Origin of the sequence: Pantoea sp. RG18 (genome assembly GCF_025910075.1) — a bacterium.
GTDB classification, from domain to species: domain Bacteria; phylum Pseudomonadota; class Gammaproteobacteria; order Enterobacterales; family Enterobacteriaceae; genus Pantoea; species Pantoea agglomerans.
Map to the genome: position 1 here is coordinate 398,515 of NZ_JAPCIL010000009.1, position 19,095 is coordinate 417,609.

18 protein-coding genes are annotated in these 19,095 nt (G+C 55.5%); 6 read left to right on the forward strand and 12 right to left on the reverse strand.

The window, feature by feature from the left end; all coding sequences use genetic code 11:
* Positions 1-47: 47 nt before the first annotated feature.
* The 3 genes from OK409_RS12890 to OK409_RS12900 form a co-directional block, all read right to left on the reverse strand.
* On the reverse strand, positions 48-593 hold the full coding sequence (locus tag OK409_RS12890) for a YfaZ family outer membrane protein (protein ID WP_010252147.1): 546 nt from the start codon (positions 591-593) through the stop codon (positions 48-50).
* Positions 594-729: 136 nt separating this feature from the next.
* Positions 730-1,425 carry an LrgB family protein gene (locus OK409_RS12895; RefSeq protein ID WP_010252149.1) on the reverse strand — a complete coding sequence of 232 codons (696 nt, stop codon included), beginning with the start codon at positions 1,423-1,425 and terminating at the stop codon, positions 730-732.
* The gene (locus OK409_RS12900) at positions 1,418-1,843 is read right to left on the reverse strand and encodes a CidA/LrgA family protein (protein ID WP_264367127.1); all 426 of its coding nucleotides are present in this window, start codon (positions 1,841-1,843) and stop codon (positions 1,418-1,420) included. Before OK409_RS12900 ends, OK409_RS12895 begins: the two co-directional genes overlap by 8 nt.
* Positions 1,844-1,946: 103 nt before the next feature.
* Between OK409_RS12900 and OK409_RS12905 the strand changes: the two genes are divergently transcribed.
* The gene (locus OK409_RS12905; RefSeq protein ID WP_010252153.1) at positions 1,947-2,849 is read left to right on the forward strand and encodes a LysR family transcriptional regulator; all 903 of its coding nucleotides are present in this window, start codon (positions 1,947-1,949) and stop codon (positions 2,847-2,849) included.
* A 44-nt stretch (positions 2,850-2,893) separates the two neighbouring features.
* Here OK409_RS12905 and OK409_RS12910 read toward each other — a convergent pair whose 3' ends face one another.
* The 4 genes from OK409_RS12910 to soxR form a co-directional block, all read right to left on the reverse strand.
* The gene (locus OK409_RS12910) at positions 2,894-4,543 is read right to left on the reverse strand and encodes a Na+/H+ antiporter (RefSeq protein ID WP_010252155.1); all 1,650 of its coding nucleotides are present in this window, start codon (positions 4,541-4,543) and stop codon (positions 2,894-2,896) included.
* A 145-nt stretch (positions 4,544-4,688) separates the two neighbouring features.
* The gene (locus OK409_RS12915; RefSeq protein ID WP_010672052.1) at positions 4,689-6,038 is read right to left on the reverse strand and encodes an NCS2 family permease; all 1,350 of its coding nucleotides are present in this window, start codon (positions 6,036-6,038) and stop codon (positions 4,689-4,691) included.
* 358 nt (positions 6,039-6,396) lie between these two features.
* Positions 6,397-7,062, reverse strand: coding sequence for a glutathione S-transferase family protein (locus OK409_RS12920; protein WP_010252159.1), 666 nt, complete (start codon positions 7,060-7,062; stop codon positions 6,397-6,399).
* Positions 7,063-7,101: 39 nt separating this feature from the next.
* On the reverse strand, positions 7,102-7,587 hold the full coding sequence (soxR, locus tag OK409_RS12925) for a redox-sensitive transcriptional activator SoxR (RefSeq protein ID WP_264367128.1): 486 nt from the start codon (positions 7,585-7,587) through the stop codon (positions 7,102-7,104).
* 100 nt (positions 7,588-7,687) lie between these two features.
* Between soxR and soxS the strand changes: the two genes are divergently transcribed.
* Complete coding sequence (gene soxS / locus OK409_RS12930; RefSeq protein ID WP_010252163.1) at positions 7,688-8,113, forward strand: superoxide response transcriptional regulator SoxS; 426 nt, start codon at positions 7,688-7,690, stop codon at positions 8,111-8,113.
* 255 nt (positions 8,114-8,368) lie between these two features.
* Complete coding sequence (locus OK409_RS12935) at positions 8,369-8,650, forward strand: YjcB family protein (RefSeq protein ID WP_010252166.1); 282 nt, start codon at positions 8,369-8,371, stop codon at positions 8,648-8,650.
* Between the two features lie 54 nt (positions 8,651-8,704).
* Here the strand turns inward: OK409_RS12935 and OK409_RS12940 are convergent, their stop codons facing one another.
* Together OK409_RS12940 and OK409_RS12945 are read right to left on the reverse strand one after the other, a co-directional pair.
* A complete protein-coding gene (locus OK409_RS12940) occupies positions 8,705-9,655 on the reverse strand; it encodes an ATP-grasp fold amidoligase family protein (RefSeq protein WP_010252168.1) in 951 nt (316 codons plus the stop codon).
* An 8-nt stretch (positions 9,656-9,663) separates the two neighbouring features.
* Positions 9,664-10,920, reverse strand: coding sequence for an oligosaccharide flippase family protein (locus OK409_RS12945; RefSeq protein ID WP_264367129.1), 1,257 nt, complete (start codon positions 10,918-10,920; stop codon positions 9,664-9,666).
* Positions 10,921-11,445: 525 nt separating this feature from the next.
* On the opposite strand from OK409_RS12945, the gene OK409_RS12950 reads away from it, so the two are divergent.
* Positions 11,446-11,841, forward strand: a complete 396-nt coding sequence (locus tag OK409_RS12950; protein WP_003855733.1) for a transposase — start codon at positions 11,446-11,448, stop codon at positions 11,839-11,841.
* 924 nt (positions 11,842-12,765) lie between these two features.
* On the opposite strand, the gene OK409_RS12955 is transcribed toward OK409_RS12950, so the two are convergent.
* On the reverse strand, positions 12,766-13,725 hold the full coding sequence (locus OK409_RS12955) for a DMT family transporter (protein ID WP_010672054.1): 960 nt from the start codon (positions 13,723-13,725) through the stop codon (positions 12,766-12,768).
* A 77-nt stretch (positions 13,726-13,802) separates the two neighbouring features.
* Positions 13,803-14,630, reverse strand: coding sequence for an AraC family transcriptional regulator (locus OK409_RS12960; RefSeq protein ID WP_179257386.1), 828 nt, complete (start codon positions 14,628-14,630; stop codon positions 13,803-13,805).
* A 120-nt stretch (positions 14,631-14,750) separates the two neighbouring features.
* Between OK409_RS12960 and OK409_RS12965 the strand changes: the two genes are divergently transcribed.
* On the forward strand, positions 14,751-15,272 hold the full coding sequence (locus OK409_RS12965) for an isochorismatase family protein (RefSeq protein ID WP_264367130.1): 522 nt from the start codon (positions 14,751-14,753) through the stop codon (positions 15,270-15,272).
* Between the two features lie 71 nt (positions 15,273-15,343).
* On the opposite strand, the gene ssb1 is transcribed toward OK409_RS12965, so the two are convergent.
* Positions 15,344-15,907 carry a single-stranded DNA-binding protein SSB1 gene (gene ssb1 / locus OK409_RS12970; RefSeq protein WP_010252180.1) on the reverse strand — a complete coding sequence of 188 codons (564 nt, stop codon included), beginning with the start codon at positions 15,905-15,907 and terminating at the stop codon, positions 15,344-15,346.
* Between the two features lie 224 nt (positions 15,908-16,131).
* Here ssb1 and uvrA point away from each other — a divergent pair, with 224 nt between their 5' ends.
* Positions 16,132-18,960: an excinuclease ABC subunit UvrA gene (gene uvrA, locus OK409_RS12975; protein WP_010252182.1), complete on the forward strand. Its 2,829-nt coding sequence runs from the start codon at positions 16,132-16,134 to the stop codon at positions 18,958-18,960.
* Positions 18,961-19,095: the final 135 nt, after the last annotated feature.

Consider the following 19,095-nt stretch of genomic DNA (forward strand, 5'->3'; position numbering starts at 1 on the left):
AAAGGGCGGCTACCGAAGTAGTCGCCCTCTTCTTTTGCGCAGCAGAATCAGAAGCGCAGCGATGCACCCACGTACGGGCCATCGACCAGCACGTTATCTTTGCGTCCATCTTTGTTGTTCAGTTCGATGTACTGATAACCCACACGCAGGTTAAGCAGTGAAACCGGCGTGAAGCTCAGGCCGCCACCGGCTTCCTGATAGCTGTCGAGCTGATCGGTGAAAGACTCTGGCGCGTAATAATATTCGCCATACAGGCCCCACATGCTGTTGAAGCTGTAGTGTGCTGCACCACCCAGCGCCACCGCAAATCCATCTTTTCCATCTTCAGGATGGGTGAAGATCGCTTTTGCGGTCGGCGCCAGACGCAGCGGCCCGAAATCAACGTTGTAACCCAGACCGGCACCGTAGGTACTGCCGTCATGGTCGCTACGCAGCCAGTTACCTTTCAGAAACAGACCGGGTGTTGTGGTGCCCAGACCCACATTCAGGTTGGTGTTGTGTTCGCTGACATCAACACTGCCTTCAATCGCCTGAGCGGCACCGCTCATTAAAACCAGCCCGAGGGCGCTCCCGGCAACAAGTTGCTTAAACATGATTCCACTCCGTGAAAGGACAATTAATTCGGCCGCAAGGTTAACAGCCTGAAATGGGGAGACAACAAAATCTGGAAAACTTTACGTAAAAATACGTGTCTCAGCGCAGACCAGCGTCTGTGCGACGGAGTGTAGCCTATATTGTCCACATCAGGTGCCCAATCAGCGGGGCCAGCACCACGGTCACCACGCCAGAGAGCATCATCACCAGGCTGGCGACCACGCCCTCCTGCTCGCCAATCTGATAGGCGCGTGCCGTGCCGGCACCGTGTGACGCCGCACCGAATCCCGCGCCTTTCGCCACGCCCTGCTTAATGGCGAGCCGCAGAAACAGCACGTCGCCGATTGCCATGCCAAACACGCCTGTAATCACCACGAACAGCGCTACCAGATCGGGCTGCCCGCCAATCGGACCCGCCGCAGCCAGCGCAAACGGCGTGGTGATAGAGCGCACGGCCAGGCTGCGCTGAATCGACTCCGGCAGGGTTAACAGTCGCGCCAGCCAGACGGAACTGCAGACGGCGACCAGCGTCGCGGTCACTACGCCCGCGCTCAGCGACAGCCAGTGGCGCTTAATAATTTCCACGTTCTCATAGACCGGCACCGCAAACGCCAGCGTCGCTGGCCCCAGCAGCCAGAGCAGCCAGTGGTTTTCGGCGATGTAATCCTGCCAGCTGATATGCGTCAGCAGCAGCAATGCCACCAGCACCAGCGGCGTCATCACCAGTGGCATCAGCAGCAGCGTCCGCCAGCGGCGATAAAGCCGTTTATTCAGCGCATAAACCAGCAGCGTAACGGCTACACACAGCAGGCTGAGAAGAAAATCACGCATGCGGATCCTGCTTACGCGCGGCGCGCGCGAATTCATACTGATAAAGCCGGTCCACCACCCAGGCAGTCGAGGCCAGCACCAGCAGCGTACTGACGCCAATCACCACACAGATGCGCCAGCCATCAACCCGCAGCAGATCGCCATAGTTCACCACCGCCACCACCGCCGGAATAAAGAACAGCAGCATCTCGGCCAGCAGCCAGCGTGATCCGGCTTTCACCCAGTTCAGCGGCACAATCCGCGTCACGATTAACGCCAGCAGCAGCAGCATCCCGACGATATTGGCGGGCAGCGGCAGATGCAGCCAGCTCACCAGCCGGTCGCAGGCGATAAACAGGCCGATATAGAAACCCAGCTGGAGCGGCAGGCTGAGCCATTGCACTGCGCGGTTGCTGCGTAAAGTGAGCGCTAACGCCATCACCTTGTCTCCCCGATTAAATTGATGTCACCAGTATAAATCGTCAACAGAAGGTGAAAAAAATGAATTAAAATTATCGAAATCATGCCTGAAAGGAATAGTTATGGATGTCCGCGCCCTGCGTTACTTTACTGAAGTCGTACGCCAGCAAAGCTTTACCCGTGCGGCGCAGAAGCTGTTTGTGACGCAACCGACCATCAGCAAAATGTTGCGCCAGCTGGAGGAGGAGCTGGGCTGCACGCTGATCCTGCGCGATGGTCGTCGTCTGCACCTCACCGACAGCGGCCAGGCGGTCTATCAGCGCGGCCTGGCGATCCTGCAGGAGTTTCATCAGCTGGAAGCGGAGATTGGTGACATCAACCAGCTCAAAACCGGTGAGCTGCGACTGGGTATTCCGCCGATGGTCGGTATGCAGATTGCCGGTTCGATTTCCGCGTTTCGCCGCCGCTATCCCGGTGTGAAGCTGAAAATCTCTGAGTTCGGCGGTCTGACCGTCCAACAGGCGGTGCTGGCGGGCAGTCTGGATATCGCCCTGACCGCGCTACCGGTCGATGCCGAGCTGCCGCTGAACACCCTGCCCCTGATGCATCATCCGCTCTGCGTACTGCTGCCGCGTCGCCCGGAGTGGCTCAGCCGCCAGCAGATTGGACTGGCAGAACTGGCAGAGCATCCACTGCTGATTTTCAATGAGGAGTTCTCTCTGAATCGTCAGCTGATGCAGGCGTTTCAGCGGCTCAACCTGACGCCAACGGTGGCGGTTCGCAGCGGACAGTGGGATTTTCTGGCGGCGATGGTGCAGGCGGAGATGGGGCTGGCGATTCTGCCGGAGCCGATCTGTCAGCGGCTGGATAAGCAGTCGCTGCTGTGGCTGCCGCTGGAATCGGAGCTGAAGTGGAGTCTGGGATTGATCTGGCGGGAAGGGAGTTATCTGTCGCGCAGTGCGCAGGCGTGGATAGCCTGTTGTCGCGAGCATTGGCCGGATGAGCCGCCGCGCCTGTCGGTGTGAAAGGCTGGCACGCCGCATTAACGCGCAGGCGTGCCAGTCAGGACTTACTCCTCTTTTTCGATCAGCAGCGCTTCCAGCAGATCCAGGTCGTGCAGTAACTTCTGCATCGTCTCATTGGAGATTTGCTGGGTGGCGCGCAGATGATAGACCTCAGCGCGTTCGGCACGCAGTCCGGTCAGGCGGAAGCGACGCTCCAGGTTCTCAGCAAATAGCGCGTGTTCAAGGTCATTCTTCCCTTCGGCGCGACGACGTAAGTTGCCAATCACCCGCAGACTCACCTCTTTAAGCAGCTCCGGATCGATGTTCTCTTCCGACTCATTCTCCAGCCGCTCTTCCATCTTGTGCAGGCTTTCAATGGCTGCGCCTGCCATTACCGCTCGCGCATTCTGCAACTCGCGACGGTGTGCGCCTTTATCAATGGTATCAATGCCGCGCAGCAGAATCGGCAGGATCACCACTCCCACCAGCAGCGAGAAGAGAATCACGCCGGTGGCGATAAAGACCAGCTCATAACGCGCCGGGAAAGGCTCGCCGTTGGTCAGGAACAGCGGAATCGACAGGACACCGGCCAGGGTAATCGCGCCGCGCACACCCGCAAAGGAGGCGATCAGCAGTTCACGCAACGAGTAGTTGGAGAACTCCAGCGGCTTCTTCTTCAGCAGGCGTTTGCTGAAGCGCTGCATAATCCACAGCCAGCCAAAACGCACGATCATCAGCGCGGCATAGACCAGCCCGATATCGGCAAACAGCATCCAGAGCTCGACGTTCGGATCGGCCTGCGCCTGATCAACAGAGGTCTGCAGAATATCCGGCAACTGCAGGCCCAGCATCAGGAAGACCATGCCGTTAAAGACGAACTCCAGCATCTGCCAGACGCTGTTGGCACGCAGGCGCATCGCCAGCGGTGCCTGACGAATAATACCGGAACGGGTGATGGTCATACCGGCAGCCACGGCCGCCAGGATGCCTGAGACACCCAGATGTTCAGCAATCAGGTAAGAAGCGAACGGCAGCAGCAGCAGCAGTACGGTCTGGGTAGCCGGATCGTCACCGCTCCAGCGGCTGAGCAGGCGCAGTGACTTACCGTAGAGCCAGCAGATCGCGACACCCGCAATCAGACCACCCACCGCCACTTTCAGGAACTCAACGCTGGCACCGCCCCAGGTAAACACCATGGTACCCATGGCGACTGCCACGGCAAATTTCAGCGATACCAGGCCCGAAGCGTCATTCATCAGGGCTTCGCCCTGCACGATCGACATAATCTTCTTGGGAATACGGCCTTCACCGACAATGCCTGAGAGCGCCACGGCATCGGTCGGTGACAGCACCGCCGCCAGCGCAAAGGCAGGGATCAGCGGGATACCTGGTACCAGCCAGTAGATCAGATAGCCGATGCCGATCACGGTAATCAGGACCAGCGCCAGTGCTAAGCCAATTATCTCGCGACCATGATGCAGGAACTCACTGATCGGCGTCTTCCAGCCATCCGCGAACAGCAGCGGCGGAATAAAGAGCACCAGAAACAGCTCCGGGTCAAAGTCGACATGCAGACCAAAAGTTGGCCAGGCCAGCATCGCACCCACGGCGATCTGAACCAGCGGCAACGGGATCTGAAAAGGGAGGATACGAGCCGCGACGCCAGAGAGCGACACGACCAGCGTCATGATGAGAATTGTAAAAAAGATTTCCATGCTTTCCTTAGGCGTCGTTTCTTTCAATCATTGGTTAAGCGCTAAAGTGTAAAACAAACTGCGGTGAAGATTGTCAGCTACGCGTGCGCCGGGCGGGAAAATAGTGAAAAATTCCGGACGTGCAGCCGCACGCCCGGTTGTACAGTCAGATCGCCCAGCCACCGGCGTAAAACGCCACCAGCGCGATAGCAATAATGACGGTGCCGACGTTGAGCTTGCGCCATTCCCCCGCGAAGAGACGCCCCACGACCAGGCTGGCGAAGCCGATCATAATGCCGGTGACGATGTTACAGGTGAGCACGATAATCACCGCCGTTAACAGGCCCGACATCGCATCGACAAAATCATTAAAGTCGACTTTCGCCACATTACTGAGCATCAGCAGACCCACATACATTAATGCAGGCGCGGTGGCGTAAGCCGGCACCAGATACGCCAGCGGTGACATAAACAGAATGGCAAGGAACAGCAGGCCGACCACAATCGCGGTAAGACCGGTTTTACCCCCCGCCGCCGTTCCTGCCGCCGATTCGATATAAACCGCAGCCGGTGACGCGCCCACCAGACCCGCGAACAGGCTGCTGACGGAGTCGCTAGTCAGCGCACGGCCACCATTGATAATCTGGCCCTGTTTATCCAGCAGATTTGCCTGACCCGCGACCGCGCGAATGGTGCCGGTCGCGTCAAAGACCGCCGTCATCACCAGTGCCAGCACGCTTGGCAGCACGACCGGCTGCATCGCGCCCATAATGTCGAGGCTGAACAGCAGCGACTCACCGCTGGCATCACGCAGGCTCGGCAGCGCAAACAATCCTTTGTAGCTCACCGCCGGATCGAAAATCAGCCCCAGCAGCGAAATGGCGATAATTGTCATGAGTATACCGCCGGGCATCCGGCGCTTCTCCAGTCCAATAATCGCTGCCAGTCCCAGCAGCGTCATCATTACCGGAAAGGTGGTGAAGTGCCCCAGCGCCACCGGCAGGCCCGGTGCCGGGTTTTTCACTATCAGGCCTACACCGTCAGCCGCAATCAGCAGCAAAAACAGGCCAATCCCGACGCCGGTGCCGTGCGCCACGCCCATCGGCAGGTTACGCAGGATCCAGGCTCGAATGCCGGTCACCGAGATCAGGGTAAACAGCAGGCCCATCAGGAACACCGCGCCCAGCGCGACCGGCACGCTGATGTGCTGGCCCAGCACAAGGCTGAAAGCGGTAAAGGCGGTTAAGGAGATTGCACAGCCAATCGCCATCGGCAGATTGGCCCACAGGCCCATAATGATGGAACCAAAGCTGGCAACCAGGCAGGTGGCGACAAACACGGCCGTGGGGGGAAAACCGGCCTTGCCCAGCATTCCTGGCACCACGATAACGGAGTAGACCATCGCCAGGAAGGTGGTAAGTCCGGCCAGAATTTCCTGGCGCACGCTGCTGCCGCGCGCCGAGATCGAGAACCAGGCGTCCAGTTTTCCACTGGCCGGGCGTGATTCAGTTGACATAGTTGAGCCTCAAAAATTTTTGTTGTGTGGATCGCTCTGCGACCATCGCTGTCCCTGGAATAAGCGGGTAGACGGCGTCACTGTCGGGTTTTACCCGGCAGGCAAACGTTTACCTTGCCGCAGATAGTTGGCCGCCAGAAGCGGCCAGATAAAAAGGCATGCGATTATCCGGCGTTTAGCGGCACATTTTCAACTGTCAGAGGGAGATTCTTCAGCATAAAGATCAGGCTTAAGTCGCCAGCAGCCACGTGGCCCAGGCCGACGTCAAACGCTGACGCCCTGAAGTTAACGCGATTTTCAGGGGGATGCGCACTGGCGCAGCCGTGATGAGACACGACCCGCCAGTGGAAGAGGGGAATTAACCTGGCAGCGAAAGCTCGCCGCCCTGATCGATCGCGCGCTGCCAGGCGGCACGCTGTTGCACAGTCTGCAGCCATTTCTGGCTGGCGGGCATCTGCTCCAGTCCGGCACGTCGCGCAAGCGCCAGCAGCGGAAAGCTCATCTGGATATCAGCGATACTGAAGCGCTGACCGGCGAACCAGGGATTTGCAGCCAGATGCTGTTCGATCATCTGCATGTGTGGCTTAAGCTGTTTATCCAGAAACGCCTTCTGCACGCCTTTACCGAATGCCGCCCCGACCGGGCGCAGCAGCCACGGCACCGGTGCTTTACCCATCTGACCGAAGATCAGCTTCATTACCAGCAGCGGCATCAGCGAGCCTTCGGCATAGTGCAGCCAGTAGCGGCACTGCAGCCGTGACGCCTCATCACTCACTTTGAGCCGGAACTCGTGATCATATTTCTCTTCAAGGTATTCGAGAATGGCACCTGACTCTGCCACTACCTGGTTCCCGTCGGTAATGACCGGTGATTTTCCCAGTGGATGCACTTTTTTCAGCGCCTCCGGGGCCAGCATGGTCGGTTCGCGTTGATAGCGTTTAATCTGGTACGGCACTTCCAGCTCTTCCAGCAGCCACAGCACCCGATGCGAGCGCGATTTCTCAAGATGGTGAACGGTGATCATCATGATTCCCTGTGTTTTGACCTTCACCAAGTATAGACGTCACTCCACATCCGGATGTTTATCATCCTGTTCCGGGTCAAGCAGCACCGCACCCGAGCCCTGCAGACCCAGCCGGTCGCCGGGATTGCGCAGCGGGCAGTCGCGCATCGACAAACAGCCGCAGCCGATACAGCCATCCAGGTCATTACGCAGGCGGGTCAGGGTTTCAATGCGCTTATCCAGCTCTTCGCGCCAGTGCTGCGTCAGCGCATCCCACTCCGGTGTCGACATGCGCTTGTCAGGCGGAATGTGATCCAGGCTGTCACTGACCGTTGCCAGCGGAATGCCGATACGCTGCGCAATCTTGATAATCGCGACGCGTCGCAGCACGTCACGGCTGTATCGCCGCTGATTGCCGCTGTTGCGGGTGCTGAAAATAAGTCCTTTTGTCTCATAAAAGTGCAGCGCCGAAACCGCCACACCGCTGCGGCGCGCCACTTCACCCGGTGTTAAGACCGGTTTCGGATAGTTGCGTTCTTTTTTCATCAGGCTCTTTACCTCAAGTTAACTTGAGGAATTATACTCGCTCTCCATCAAAACCACTAAACTCCCATTACCGCTTATTAAGCACCAGAAGGATGAGACCATGATGCAAGAAGAGATCATTCATTCCCTGACGCACTGGATTGACCAGAACCTGGATAAGAGCCTGTCGATCGATGAGGTTGCCGCAAAATCGGGCTATTCGAAATGGCATCTGCAGCGTATGTTCCGTTCGGTAACGAAGCAGACGCTGGGTGGCTATATTCGCGAGCGCCGTCTGACGCTGGCAGCGGAAGCGCTGTCACAGACACAGCGGCCGGTGTTTGATATCGCGATGCAGTATGGCTATGACTCGCAGCAGACCTTCTCCCGTGTGTTTCGTCGTCAGTTTTCACAGACGCCTACCGCTTACCGCCATACCATGCGCCGCCAGGCGATTCAGCGCCCTCGCCTGCTGAGTTTTGGCTGCAATGACGGTATCAGTAGCTTTACCCAGCGCACGACCGGCGAGTGCTGTCCGGTTCGTTGACCCCCTCAGATGCGCCCGCCCGGGCGCATCTGACTGATTTCCCCGCCGTTCTTCTGCTACTGCTCACTATTCCCTCACGCCGCTACCATACCAGAGTCAAATTTTGTTCAAAATTTAAAATCGGGTGATATAATGTGACCCAAGTCACACTTTGAACCTGGGTTGACGGCGAAAAAGCACCCCCTGACACACTTTTCCGCCGCCGGTGATGTCCGCAGATTGTCAGGAATACTTACTGATATTGAGGTCCGGCCGATGGCTACGTTAACCGCCAGTTTACTTGTTATGCGTTGGGAATTGCTGAGCGCAATCATGATGTTTTTTGCCAGCACCCTGAAAACCAAACTTCGTCAGGATAGCCGTCACGTGATGGCATTTATGTGTGGCGGGATTGGTTTAGGCATGACCTGCTGGTTTGTTACCGGTCTGATGGGCATTACCCTGAGCATGGATAACGTGCATAACTTTCTGGAAATCTCAAAGCATGCCTTTATCGATGTGATGAGCCAGGCGCCTGCTGACTGGCCGATGCCCTGATTTTTGCGCATAAAAAACCCCGCTTAGCGGGGTTTTTTATATTGCTGTGTGTGCTTAAATTTTCTTCAACATGGCAGGAATATTAACATCCTGCACTGTAACGCCCGGGCTCTGCGTTCCGCGGCGGTCCTGAATCCACATATCTCCCATCATCTGATTTAAACCACGATCTAATCCGGTGACCAGTCCTGCACCTGGGGTGAAGGTCAGTTCGCCAAAGTAGATCCGCTCGTCATGGATATACCAGTCCACACGCACGTAGTCGAAATCACTGGCCAGCTTCTTGCTCAGTTCGAGCGCATGTTCCAGTGACGGCATAATCGGTGAGACATCCAGACCGGTATCGCGAATCTTGTGATAGGCCTCATTGAGGTTATTCACGTAGAAATTCATCGACAGCAGCGGCTGGCAGCGGTTGTAGATCACCTGCAGCACATATTCGAACTTGCCATCACGCTTGTTGAACATATGAAACTTGTAATCAATCGGCGCGCTTTTACCATCACCAATGTACTTCTCAACCAGGATACGTGGCTTGATGTAGCGATAGTGAATCTCACGCGCTTCGTTGGCGAAGTCGGTCTTCAGCCAGCGATAGCAGTCATGAATGATCTGCTGCTTGCGCAGTGCGTCCGGCTCCTCCAGCAGAATCTCTACCATGTTGGAGGCGTGGTTCGGCTTGATCACCGTCCCCTTCCAGCAGGGTAAGCTGTTCAGCGTGGTCGGGTCAGTGGTTTCGTGTACCAGCGGGATCAGGTATTCATTACCGATTTTTTCAGCAATGAATTCGCGCACCGAGTACTTATCTGACAGACGACCATAGCTCTGGTAATCGCCGAAGATAAACTTACGGTACAACACCTTCTCGTTGAACACTTTTGGCTGACGCAGATTGGGCAGCTTTCTGAACTTATGGAAGTAGTAGATGCGGTCCTGATAAGCCCAGGGCATCTTCTTAATAAAATACTGCACACTTCTTCTGAGTTCTTCTTTCAACTTGAGCATATCTGACCTCATTTGTATGTTTTGTAGTTGAGTGAGGAAACCTGAATCTTTTGAATGACGCCGTTTTTAAAGAAGTAATTCATTACGGTCAGGGACAAAAGTTCTGAAAGGAAAACGCTCCACGCGGCCCCCATGATGCCGTGACCCTGGATCAACCACCAGGAGAGCGGCAAACTGATGACCATCAGGCAGATGATTTTCCTCAGCAAGTAGTTAAATCCTCCCTCTTTGACCATGTAGCGATACGCTACGGTCCCCATTGCCGAAAAGCTGGTCGCTATCGACAGCAACGTAATGAGACTTCCTGACTGTGTGAATTCCGGGCCGTACAACGCAATGATGATCCGCTCGCCGTAAAGCGAAATGACCAGCAGCATCAGCAATGAAACCGCCATAACATAGCCATTGAGCCGCGCAGCCAGCTTAATGGCGACCTCGCCCCGCTCCCTGAAGATTTCAGTGAAGCAGGAGGTGATGAGCGCCACCGGGATAAAAATCCATGAGGCGGAAATGGTATTCGCCGCCGCAAACAGCCCGAGGTCGCGCGCGGGTGCCGTGCCTGCCAGGAACATCTGCGCCGCTTTTACCTGCACAGAGATAAAGATGCTGGAGATCGCCAGTGGCAGACCGGCATACATCAGATAACGCAGATAGGCCGTGCGCTTTTCGCGCGGTGGCATCTGATCCTGATGGTCCTGATAGAAGTTGTGACGCTTAATCAGATAAGGCACCAGAGTCACTGCGACAATCGACAGCGTCAGCCAGAGCGGATTAAGACGCAGCCAGGCGACGGTGAAGCTGATGCCGAAACTCAGCAGCATGCCCACGGCGTTGGCGATGGTGTTAAGACGCGAGGCAAGACGCGCGTTGTTATAAACGCTGAAGGTGTCCTGGGTGACAAAAACCGAGGCAACAAATGAGGCCAGTGCAAACGCCAGGAAATTTTCCTGCATGTTGTACCAGACCCAGATTAAGACTGGCACCGAAGTGACCAGCAACAGCACCATTCTCATCGTACGGGCGATGATCATCAGGCGCAGGCCTTTTGACGCATTTTTGCTGACGCGTTTAAACAGAATGGTTTCGGTGCCAAAGATTGCAACGGTTTGCACCATCGCAAATAGTGAAGTAGAAAACGCCATCTGGCCAAACACCGTTGGGCCAAAGGATTTCGCCACGTAAGACGTCACAAAAATGACGCCAAAAACGGAGATGATCTTCTCAGACATCATCCAGGCGGCATTAGACATTACGCTCAATTTCATCGACTCTTCCTTAGTATTACTCAACTACAACCGCTTCGGTACAACATCCCTGTAACGAATTAATAAGCGCTCAGTGGGCCTGGCGAAAATGTAAGACTTCAGACCAAGCTGGTCCGAAAATTGAGATGTAAATCATGATCCGGAGTGTTAATTCAGGATAATTCTTATTATAAATGGCGCGAATCACTTCAGATGGAAACGATTTCAGGCTGAAAATAAAACAACCTTTAAGAGCCCTTCCCGCCATATTAATCAAGTCGGTCAGGCTAAATATCCAATGTACGTAGAATTTTTTCGTATTTTGGATGCGATGAATTTATAACAAAAATCCCCCTCCAGGAAGGCACGCCCACCGGATAAGAATAAAATAAGATTTATCCCATGATGATATTTATTCTAAATATCTTAATTTAGGCTTCGCAATTCAATTCGCGCACTTTAATACTGCCTTAATAGAATCTTACAGTGCCAGAAATTATTAAAGTCATTCTCATCCATTAATCGATAAGAAAGGTAAGAGCATTTATGAGAAAGTCACGATACAGCGAAGATCAAATCACAAATGCCATTAAAGCTTCTGAATCGGGCGTGAAAGTCAGAGAGATTTGTGAAGAGTTAGGCATCTCTGAAGCCACGTTCTACAGCTGGAAGAAGAAGTTTTCTGGGTTGTCTTCGGAAGAAGGCAGAAAAATCAAAGAGCTGGAAGAAAAACTGCAGAACATCACGCGTGAACTGCAGACGCTCAACTCGGACAAAGAGATGCTGCAGAGCGTTCTGAAGCACTTCTTTACCACTAATGAAAAACGTCAGGCTGTGGATTTCCTGCAGGCCACCTTTGACATCGGCACCCGTCGCAGCTGCCGCTTATTAGATATCAGTCGCAGCGTATACCATTATCCGTCAGGCACGGAGAACCGCTAAACCCCAATGCTACCGCGCTTTTTAGACTTAACGCTGAGATTTGTTCTTACCAGAAGAGATGAAGATCATTTAACAGGACAATTGCGGCACCCTTTTCCGCTCCATTTATAACTAATGAATGGCTTCACGGCTAAGCTTCTTTTTTTGCGGTAAAATTGATTCACAACAGCAAACGTCTCGCATTCTACGGCTATTCTTCCCTTCCCAATCTCGTTTACGCGGGATTGGGCCCTCCCTTTCTTACGTAAGCCCAGCTAATCGTCGGAACTAAATCGTCTCAATATCATTAAGCCAATTTAAACATCGCGCAAAAAACAATCACCGTATATTTGAGTTAATGCTGGACCTGACTCAAATTTTTGCGGCTGCGTTTAATTCCGGGGAATGGGTTAATGGCATATACTTTCTCCAGGATTAATCCAGGATAAATAGTTTATTGCTCCTTATCACTAACGTTATGTGTCTATCTTTTCGCTCTCTTCATTGCGCATCATTGATGCCAGAGATTAATCTTTAATTATTAACGCAGCGGCGGAGTTTTCTTACTCATTCATCACTGAGTGAAGTTAATAGTGGTTTTCTGCCTCCCTTTCTCAGGACCATACCGCAATAAAAAGCCGCTGATAAAAGCATAACGTCCATAATGCTGCGCGATTTTTCCTGATTAACGACCGATATCTGAACAGTTCCTCCCTGGCAACGCTAAACATGGCTATGTTCAGGAGACCATCAGTCCCGTTTTTTCACTGACAAACAGGGGTTGAGAGAGGCTTTCGGGGGTAAAGGCACGATTACGCAGAGGCATGAAATCGATTTCGCGGCACAAATCTGCCGCAGAGCGAGCAAATCTGGGTAGGGTTTAATCTTAAAAAGCCGCGCGGCGTGTTATCCGCGCGGCAGAGGTCTTTTGGCAATCTTCGCGGTTTACTCTTTAACCGCGACGACGAGAGGCTGCGGTTTAATGCGCATTGCCCACAGGACACCAGCCATCAGACAAGTAATCCCCGTCACGGTGAGCAGGGGTGGCCAGCTTTGATACCAGAGAAAAGTCCACAACAGACCGAAAAGGATCTCAAAAACAATCAGTGGCCCCATCAGTACGGTGGGCAGACGCTGGCTGGCAGCGTTCCAGCATAAGGTCCCCAGCCAGGAACAGAGCAGACCAATCGCCAGCATCAGGGAGATAAACACCGCAGGACGCGGCCCAAACGGCAGCGAAAAAGCCGGCTGTTGCCAGGCGAGCTGCGAGCTGACCAGCGCGTACATGATTAGCGCCATCGGCAGCGTCACGACTCCCTGCGCTGTTGCCCAGGTCGAGGGCCGCAGTTCGGGATGTGTACGCAGCCAGCGGGCATTGCGCAGCGGATACCAGGTCCAGCAGACCACAGCCAGCAGCGCCAGCGCGATACCGGTCAGATAACGGCTGAGATCAAGCGTGTGGCCCTGACTCTGTAGCTCCGCCGCATTCACGCAGAGTAATCCGGCCGCCATCATGACCAGTGCCGGAAACAGCCGCCGCCACGGCAGGCGTCCTTCAAGATGGCCGTAACAGAGATTGGCCGTCACAGCGATCACCACCGGCAGCGTGCCGATAATCATGGTGGAGACCGGCCCGCCAGTGCGCTGAATGGCGTTCGCCAGAAACGCATAGTAGAAGAGGTTTCCCACCAGCGAGAGCTTTACCGCCTCACGCCAGTCGGCCCGGGCCAGCTTGCGCAGGCGATGACGACCGTGCCAGGCCAGCGGCAGCGCAATCAGCCCAAACGCCACATAACGTCCCGCCGATTGCAGCGCGCCAGGATAGTCAGGCACCAGCAGCGGCCCGACAAAGATCAGCCCCCACAGCAGTCCGGCGGTGACGGCAAACATGACACCAGCAAACATAATTTCTTCCTTATATAGCTTTTTCGTTCAGTGTGGCGGGTTCGGGCGGGGAATGCTTGTAGCAGATTGCGGTGGTATCAGGGCTGGCGCACCTGCTTTTGATAGCGGCCCGGCGTGATGCCATAACGGTTTGCAAAGGCGCGGGTCAGATGAGCCTGATCGGTTAATCCCACCGCCGCCGCAACGCTGGCAGCCGCTTCACCCTGTGCCAGCCTTTGCTTGGCGTCGTAAAGCCGGAAAGCCATCAGCATCTGATGCGGCGTAACGTGATAGTGCTGACGAAAGGCGCGTAAGAAGTGCCACGGCGAAAGCGAGGCCAGCGCCGCCAGCTCATCCAGCCGCACCGGTTCTGCGAGGTTCGCGCGCAGAAAGTCTCTTACCTGATCAAAACGATGCCGTGCATCCGGTCTGTCCTGTGAGGACATGCGTGCCAGCGGACGAATCTGCAACAGTAGTTCTGATAGCAGGCTCTGGCGCGCCAGTGGTGATTCCGCCTGCCAGAGTGTCGCCAGCGTGCGGGAGAGCGGCCGCGCCACGCGCGGATCGGTCAACAGCGCCTCGTTGAACCACCAGCCGCGATCGCCGGTCAGTTCATCCATCAGCTGCGGCTGAATGTAGATCATCTGGTAGCGCCAGCCCTCTTCACACGCTGACTCACCGGTATGCAGCTCATCCGGATTCATCATGACCAGCGAGTTCTCCGGCGCAGTATATTCGGTGCCGCGGTAGCGAAAGCGTTGCGCGCCCGCTTCAATGGTGCCGATACCAAAGGCTTCATGGGTATGGGGTTCAAATGCGTAGCGGGAGATGTGGGCCTGATAGAGTTCCACACCGGGCAGCTCGGCGAGTTGCTGAAACCGGGCGCGGTCTTTCTCACAGGGAAAACTCGCCGGAACACCTTCCACTTCTCTCTCCTTATTTAACCAGTCGGTTTAGCATGCCTGTGACAGGGGGGAAAATGCAAAAGATTGCTTTCCGCAATGCCTCAGGTAACACTGCTTTTTTCAAACCAGATGGGATTAAGCATGGCACAGCGGGTAGTCGTGGTCATTGATATGCAGAATGGCGTCTTCAGCACGCCACGCTTCGACACAGCGGGAAGGATTGCACAGATTAACCGGCTGACCGAACGCGCCGATATCACAATATTTATCCAGCACCGCGAAGGCGAGATGTGCGAGGGTAATGCGGCTTTCGAGCTGCTGCCAGACATCGCTCAGCCTGCTGGCGCACACTATGTGACCAAAACTGCCTGCGACAGCTTCTGGCACACCGACCTGGCCACGCTGTTAAAGAGGCTGGCGGTAGAGGAATTTGTGGTGTGCGGTTGTGCCACTGACTACTGCCTGGATACCACGATAAAAGTCGGTGCCAGTGCGGGCTATGCGATTACCGTTGCCGCCGATGCGCACACCACGGCAGATCGCCGCTGGGTCAGCGCCGAAGCACTGATTAACCAGCACAATGATGTGTGGGCCTCACTGCTGATCCCCGGCAACGTGCCACGTGTGCTGAGCACGGAGGCGATTCTGGCGGAATGGTCGTAGCTGGCCGCCAGACGCCGCGCATAAAAAAAGCCCGCAAAGCGGGCTTTTTTTGTACTCTCTGGCCAACGGAATCAGAACGGAATATCGTCGTCGAAATCCATTGGTGGTTCGTTGTTGTTGCTGGCCGGCGCGCTCTGTGGCTGCGGCTGCGGACGGGACTGCGCGCCACCACTGAACTGGTTATTGTTGCCCTGCGGCTGCTGCGGCTGACCCCAGCCATTGTTGTTGCCACCGCCCTGCGCGCCACCACCGGCTGGAGCGCCTGCACCGGCGTTACCGCCCTGCTGACGGCCACCCAGCATCTGCATGGTACCGCCAACGTTAACCACGACTTCGGTGGTGTAACGCTCCTGGCCACCCTGATCCTGCCATTTACGGGTGCGCAGCTGGCCTTCGATATAGACCTGCGACCCTTTTTTCAGGTATTCACCCGCGACTTCAGCCAGTTTGCCAAACAGAACCACACGGTGCCATTCAGTGATCTCTTTGTTTTCACCGGTCTGCTTGTCGCGCCAGCTTTCCGACGTAGCCAGCGTAATGTTGGCAACAGCGCCACCATTTGGCATATAACGTACTTCCGGATCCTGACCCAGATTCCCGACAAGAATCACTTTGTTAACGCCACGACTGGCCATGTTGCTGTCTCCCGATGAGTTAATGCATACAGTCTAATCTATCAATTCTAACACGTCCTGCGGTCTGTTTCCCACTTTCGAGCGGGGTTCCAGTTTTAATCCGCTGCGCGCCGGAGGCTGAGAGTACTGGATATTTATTCAGTCTATTTTTTGTGCCATAATGACACGTTTATTCTGGCCGTGTCGGCAAGGCGCGGTGAGTGCTGCTAATCCGGGAAAGGTGAATGGATAAGATCGAAGTTCGTGGTGCCCGCACCCATAATTTGAAAAACATCAACCTGACCATCCCACGCGACAAACTCATTGTGGTAACCGGCCTGTCAGGTTCCGGTAAATCCTCACTGGCGTTTGATACGCTGTATGCGGAAGGTCAGCGCCGCTATGTGGAGTCGCTCTCTGCGTATGCGCGCCAGTTTCTTTCGTTAATGGAGAAGCCGGACGTCGATCATATCGAAGGTTTGTCGCCCGCCATTTCCATTGAACAGAAATCCACCTCACACAACCCACGCTCGACCGTGGGAACCATCACCGAGATCCATGATTACCTGCGTCTGCTGTTTGCCCGCGTTGGCGAACCGCGCTGCCCGGATCATGATGTGCCGCTGGCGGCGCAGACCGTCAGCCAGATGGTCGATCAGGTGCTCTCCCAGCCGGAAGGCCGTCGCCTGATGCTGCTGGCGCCGGTGGTGAAAGATCGTAAGGGTGAGCACACCAAAACGCTGGAGAATCTGGCGACGCAAGGTTATATCCGTGCGCGTATTGATGGCGAAGTGTGTGACCTCTCCGATCCGCCAAAACTCGAGCTGCAGAAGAAGCACACCATTGAAGTGGTGATTGACCGCTTTAAAGTACGTGAAGATCTCGCAACCCGCCTGGCGGAATCGTTTGAGACCACGCTGGAGCTCTCCGGCGGGACGGCCATCGTGGCGGACATGGATGACAGCGCCGCAGAAGAGCTGCTCTTCTCGGCTAACTTCGCCTGCCCGATCTGTGGTTACAGCATGAGCGAGCTGGAGCCGCGCCTGTTCTCGTTTAACAACCCGGCGGGCGCCTGTCCGACCTGTGACGGCCTTGGCGTACAGCAATATTTTGACCCTGACCGCGTGGTGCAGAATCCTGAACTCTCGCTGGCGGGCGGTGCAATCCGCGGCTGGGATCGCCGCAATTTCTACTACTTCCAGATGCTGCGTTCGCTGGCGGAACACCTCGATTTTGATATCGAAGCGTCGTTCGGCAGCCTGCCAGAAAACGTACAGAAAGTGATTCTGTACGGATCAGGCAAAGAGAGCATCGAATTTAAGTACATCAACGATCGCGGCGACACCTCGGTGCGCCGTCATCCATTTGAAGGGGTGCTCAATAACATGGAGCGCCGCTACAAAGAGACCGAGTCCTCAGCGGTACGCGAAGAGCTGGCGAAATTTATCAGCAACCGCGCCTGTGCCAGCTGTGAAGGAACCCGTCTGCGTCGTGAAGCGCGTCATGTCTTCGTGGAGAACACCACGCTGCCGACCATCTCTGAGATGAGCATCGGCCATGCGATGTCCTTCTTTGAAAACATGAAACTCAGCGGCCAGCGTGCGCAGATCGCCGAGAAAATTTTGAAAGAGATTGGCGATCGCCTGAGCTTCCTGGTCAACGTCGGCCTGAACTATCTTTCGATGTCGCGTTCCGCCGAGACCCTGTCCGGTGGTGAAGCACAGCGTATCCGTCTGGCCAGCCAGATCGGTGCCGGTCTGGTCGGCGTGATGTATGTGCTGGATGAGCCTTCAATCGGCCTGCACCAGCGCGACAACGAACGCCTGCTCGGCACCCTGATTCATCTGCGCGACCTCGGTAACACGGTGATCGTGGTTGAGCATGATGAAGATGCGATTCGTGCCGCTGACCATGTGATCGATATCGGTCCGGGTGCGGGCGTACATGGCGGCCAGGTGGTGGCTGAAGGCACGGTTGATCAGATCATGGCGCAGGAAGCGTCACTGACCGGCCAGTTCCTGAGCGGCAAGCGTGGCATTGCAGTGCCAGAGGAGCGCGTCAAAGGCGACCCGGCCAAAGTACTGAAGATTACCGGCGCACGCGGCAACAACCTCAAGGATGTCACGCTGACGCTGCCGGTCGGACTGTTCACCTGTATTACCGGTGTTTCCGGCTCGGGTAAATCGACCCTGATCAACGATACGCTCTTCCCGATTGCCCAGCGGGCGCTGAACGGCGCGACCATCGCCGAACCGGCACCTTACCGTGACGTGGCGGGACTGGAGCACTTCGACAAAGTAATCGACATCGACCAGAGTCCGATTGGTCGTACACCGCGCTCCAACCCGGCCACCTACACCGGCATCTTCACCCCGGTGCGTGAACTGTTTGCGGGCGTGCCGGAAGCACGTTCACGCGGCTACAATCCGGGCCGCTTCAGCTTTAACGTGCGTGGCGGACGCTGTGAAGCCTGTCAGGGCGATGGCGTGCTGAAAGTCGAAATGCACTTCCTGCCGGACATTTATGTGCCGTGCGATCAGTGCAAAGGCAAACGCTATAACCGTGAAACGCTGGAAGTGAAGTACAAAGGCAAGAGCATTCACGAAGTGCTGGAAATGACCATCGAAGAGGCACGTGAGTTCTTCGATGCGGTGCCGGCGCTGGCGCGTAAGCTGCAGACGCTGATCGATGTGGGTCTCACCTACATCCGCCTCGGTCAGTCCGCCACCACCCTTTCCGGCGGTGAAGCCCAGCGCGTGAAGCTGGCGCGTGAGCTGTCAAAGCGTGGCACCGGTCAGACGCTCTACATTCTGGATGAACCGACTACCGGCCTGCACTTTGCCGATATCCAGCAGCTGCTGGAAGTGCTGCATAAGCTGCGCGATCAGGGCAACACCATCGTGGTGATTGAGCACAACCTGGATGTGGTCAAAACTGCAGACTGGATTGTCGACCTGGGTCCGGAAGGCGGTAGCGGCGGCGGTGAAATCCTGGTAGCTGGTACGCCAGAAACCGTGGCGGAGTGTGAGAAATCACATACCGCGCGCTTCCTGAAGCCACTGTTACAGAAGTAATTCTGTCAGGCCCGCCGCGTGCGGGCCTTTTACTCTCCCCTGTCGATTCAGCCAGAAAATTGCAGAATCAGGCAAGATTCAGACATGTATAGGCATATACGCTTTTCCCCACGCTGACTATCCTTAAGCGGTTCC

Bases quoted from the DNA above. Each gene is read 5' to 3' on its own strand.
- OK409_RS12890 (WP_010252147.1), bottom strand. From the start codon at position 593: ATGTTTAAGCAACTTGTTGCCGGGAGCGCCCTCGGGCTGGTTTTAATG.
- OK409_RS12895 (WP_010252149.1), bottom strand. From the start codon at position 1,425: ATGCGTGATTTTCTTCTCAGCCTGCTGTGTGTAGCCGTTACGCTGCTG.
- OK409_RS12900 (WP_264367127.1), bottom strand. From the start codon at position 1,843: ATGGCGTTAGCGCTCACTTTACGCAGCAACCGCGCAGTGCAATGGCTC.
- OK409_RS12905 (WP_010252153.1), top strand. From the start codon at position 1,947: ATGGATGTCCGCGCCCTGCGTTACTTTACTGAAGTCGTACGCCAGCAA.
- OK409_RS12910 (WP_010252155.1), bottom strand. From the start codon at position 4,543: ATGGAAATCTTTTTTACAATTCTCATCATGACGCTGGTCGTGTCGCTC.
- OK409_RS12915 (WP_010672052.1), bottom strand. From the start codon at position 6,038: ATGTCAACTGAATCACGCCCGGCCAGTGGAAAACTGGACGCCTGGTTC.
- OK409_RS12920 (WP_010252159.1), bottom strand. From the start codon at position 7,062: ATGATCACCGTTCACCATCTTGAGAAATCGCGCTCGCATCGGGTGCTG.
- soxR (WP_264367128.1), bottom strand. From the start codon at position 7,587: ATGAAAAAAGAACGCAACTATCCGAAACCGGTCTTAACACCGGGTGAA.
- soxS (WP_010252163.1), top strand. From the start codon at position 7,688: ATGATGCAAGAAGAGATCATTCATTCCCTGACGCACTGGATTGACCAG.
- OK409_RS12935 (WP_010252166.1), top strand. From the start codon at position 8,369: ATGGCTACGTTAACCGCCAGTTTACTTGTTATGCGTTGGGAATTGCTG.
- OK409_RS12940 (WP_010252168.1), bottom strand. From the start codon at position 9,655: ATGCTCAAGTTGAAAGAAGAACTCAGAAGAAGTGTGCAGTATTTTATT.
- OK409_RS12945 (WP_264367129.1), bottom strand. From the start codon at position 10,920: ATGAAATTGAGCGTAATGTCTAATGCCGCCTGGATGATGTCTGAGAAG.
- OK409_RS12950 (WP_003855733.1), top strand. From the start codon at position 11,446: ATGAGAAAGTCACGATACAGCGAAGATCAAATCACAAATGCCATTAAA.
- OK409_RS12955 (WP_010672054.1), bottom strand. From the start codon at position 13,725: ATGTTTGCTGGTGTCATGTTTGCCGTCACCGCCGGACTGCTGTGGGGG.
- OK409_RS12965 (WP_264367130.1), top strand. From the start codon at position 14,751: ATGGCACAGCGGGTAGTCGTGGTCATTGATATGCAGAATGGCGTCTTC.
- ssb1 (WP_010252180.1), bottom strand. From the start codon at position 15,907: ATGGCCAGTCGTGGCGTTAACAAAGTGATTCTTGTCGGGAATCTGGGT.
- uvrA (WP_010252182.1), top strand. From the start codon at position 16,132: ATGGATAAGATCGAAGTTCGTGGTGCCCGCACCCATAATTTGAAAAAC.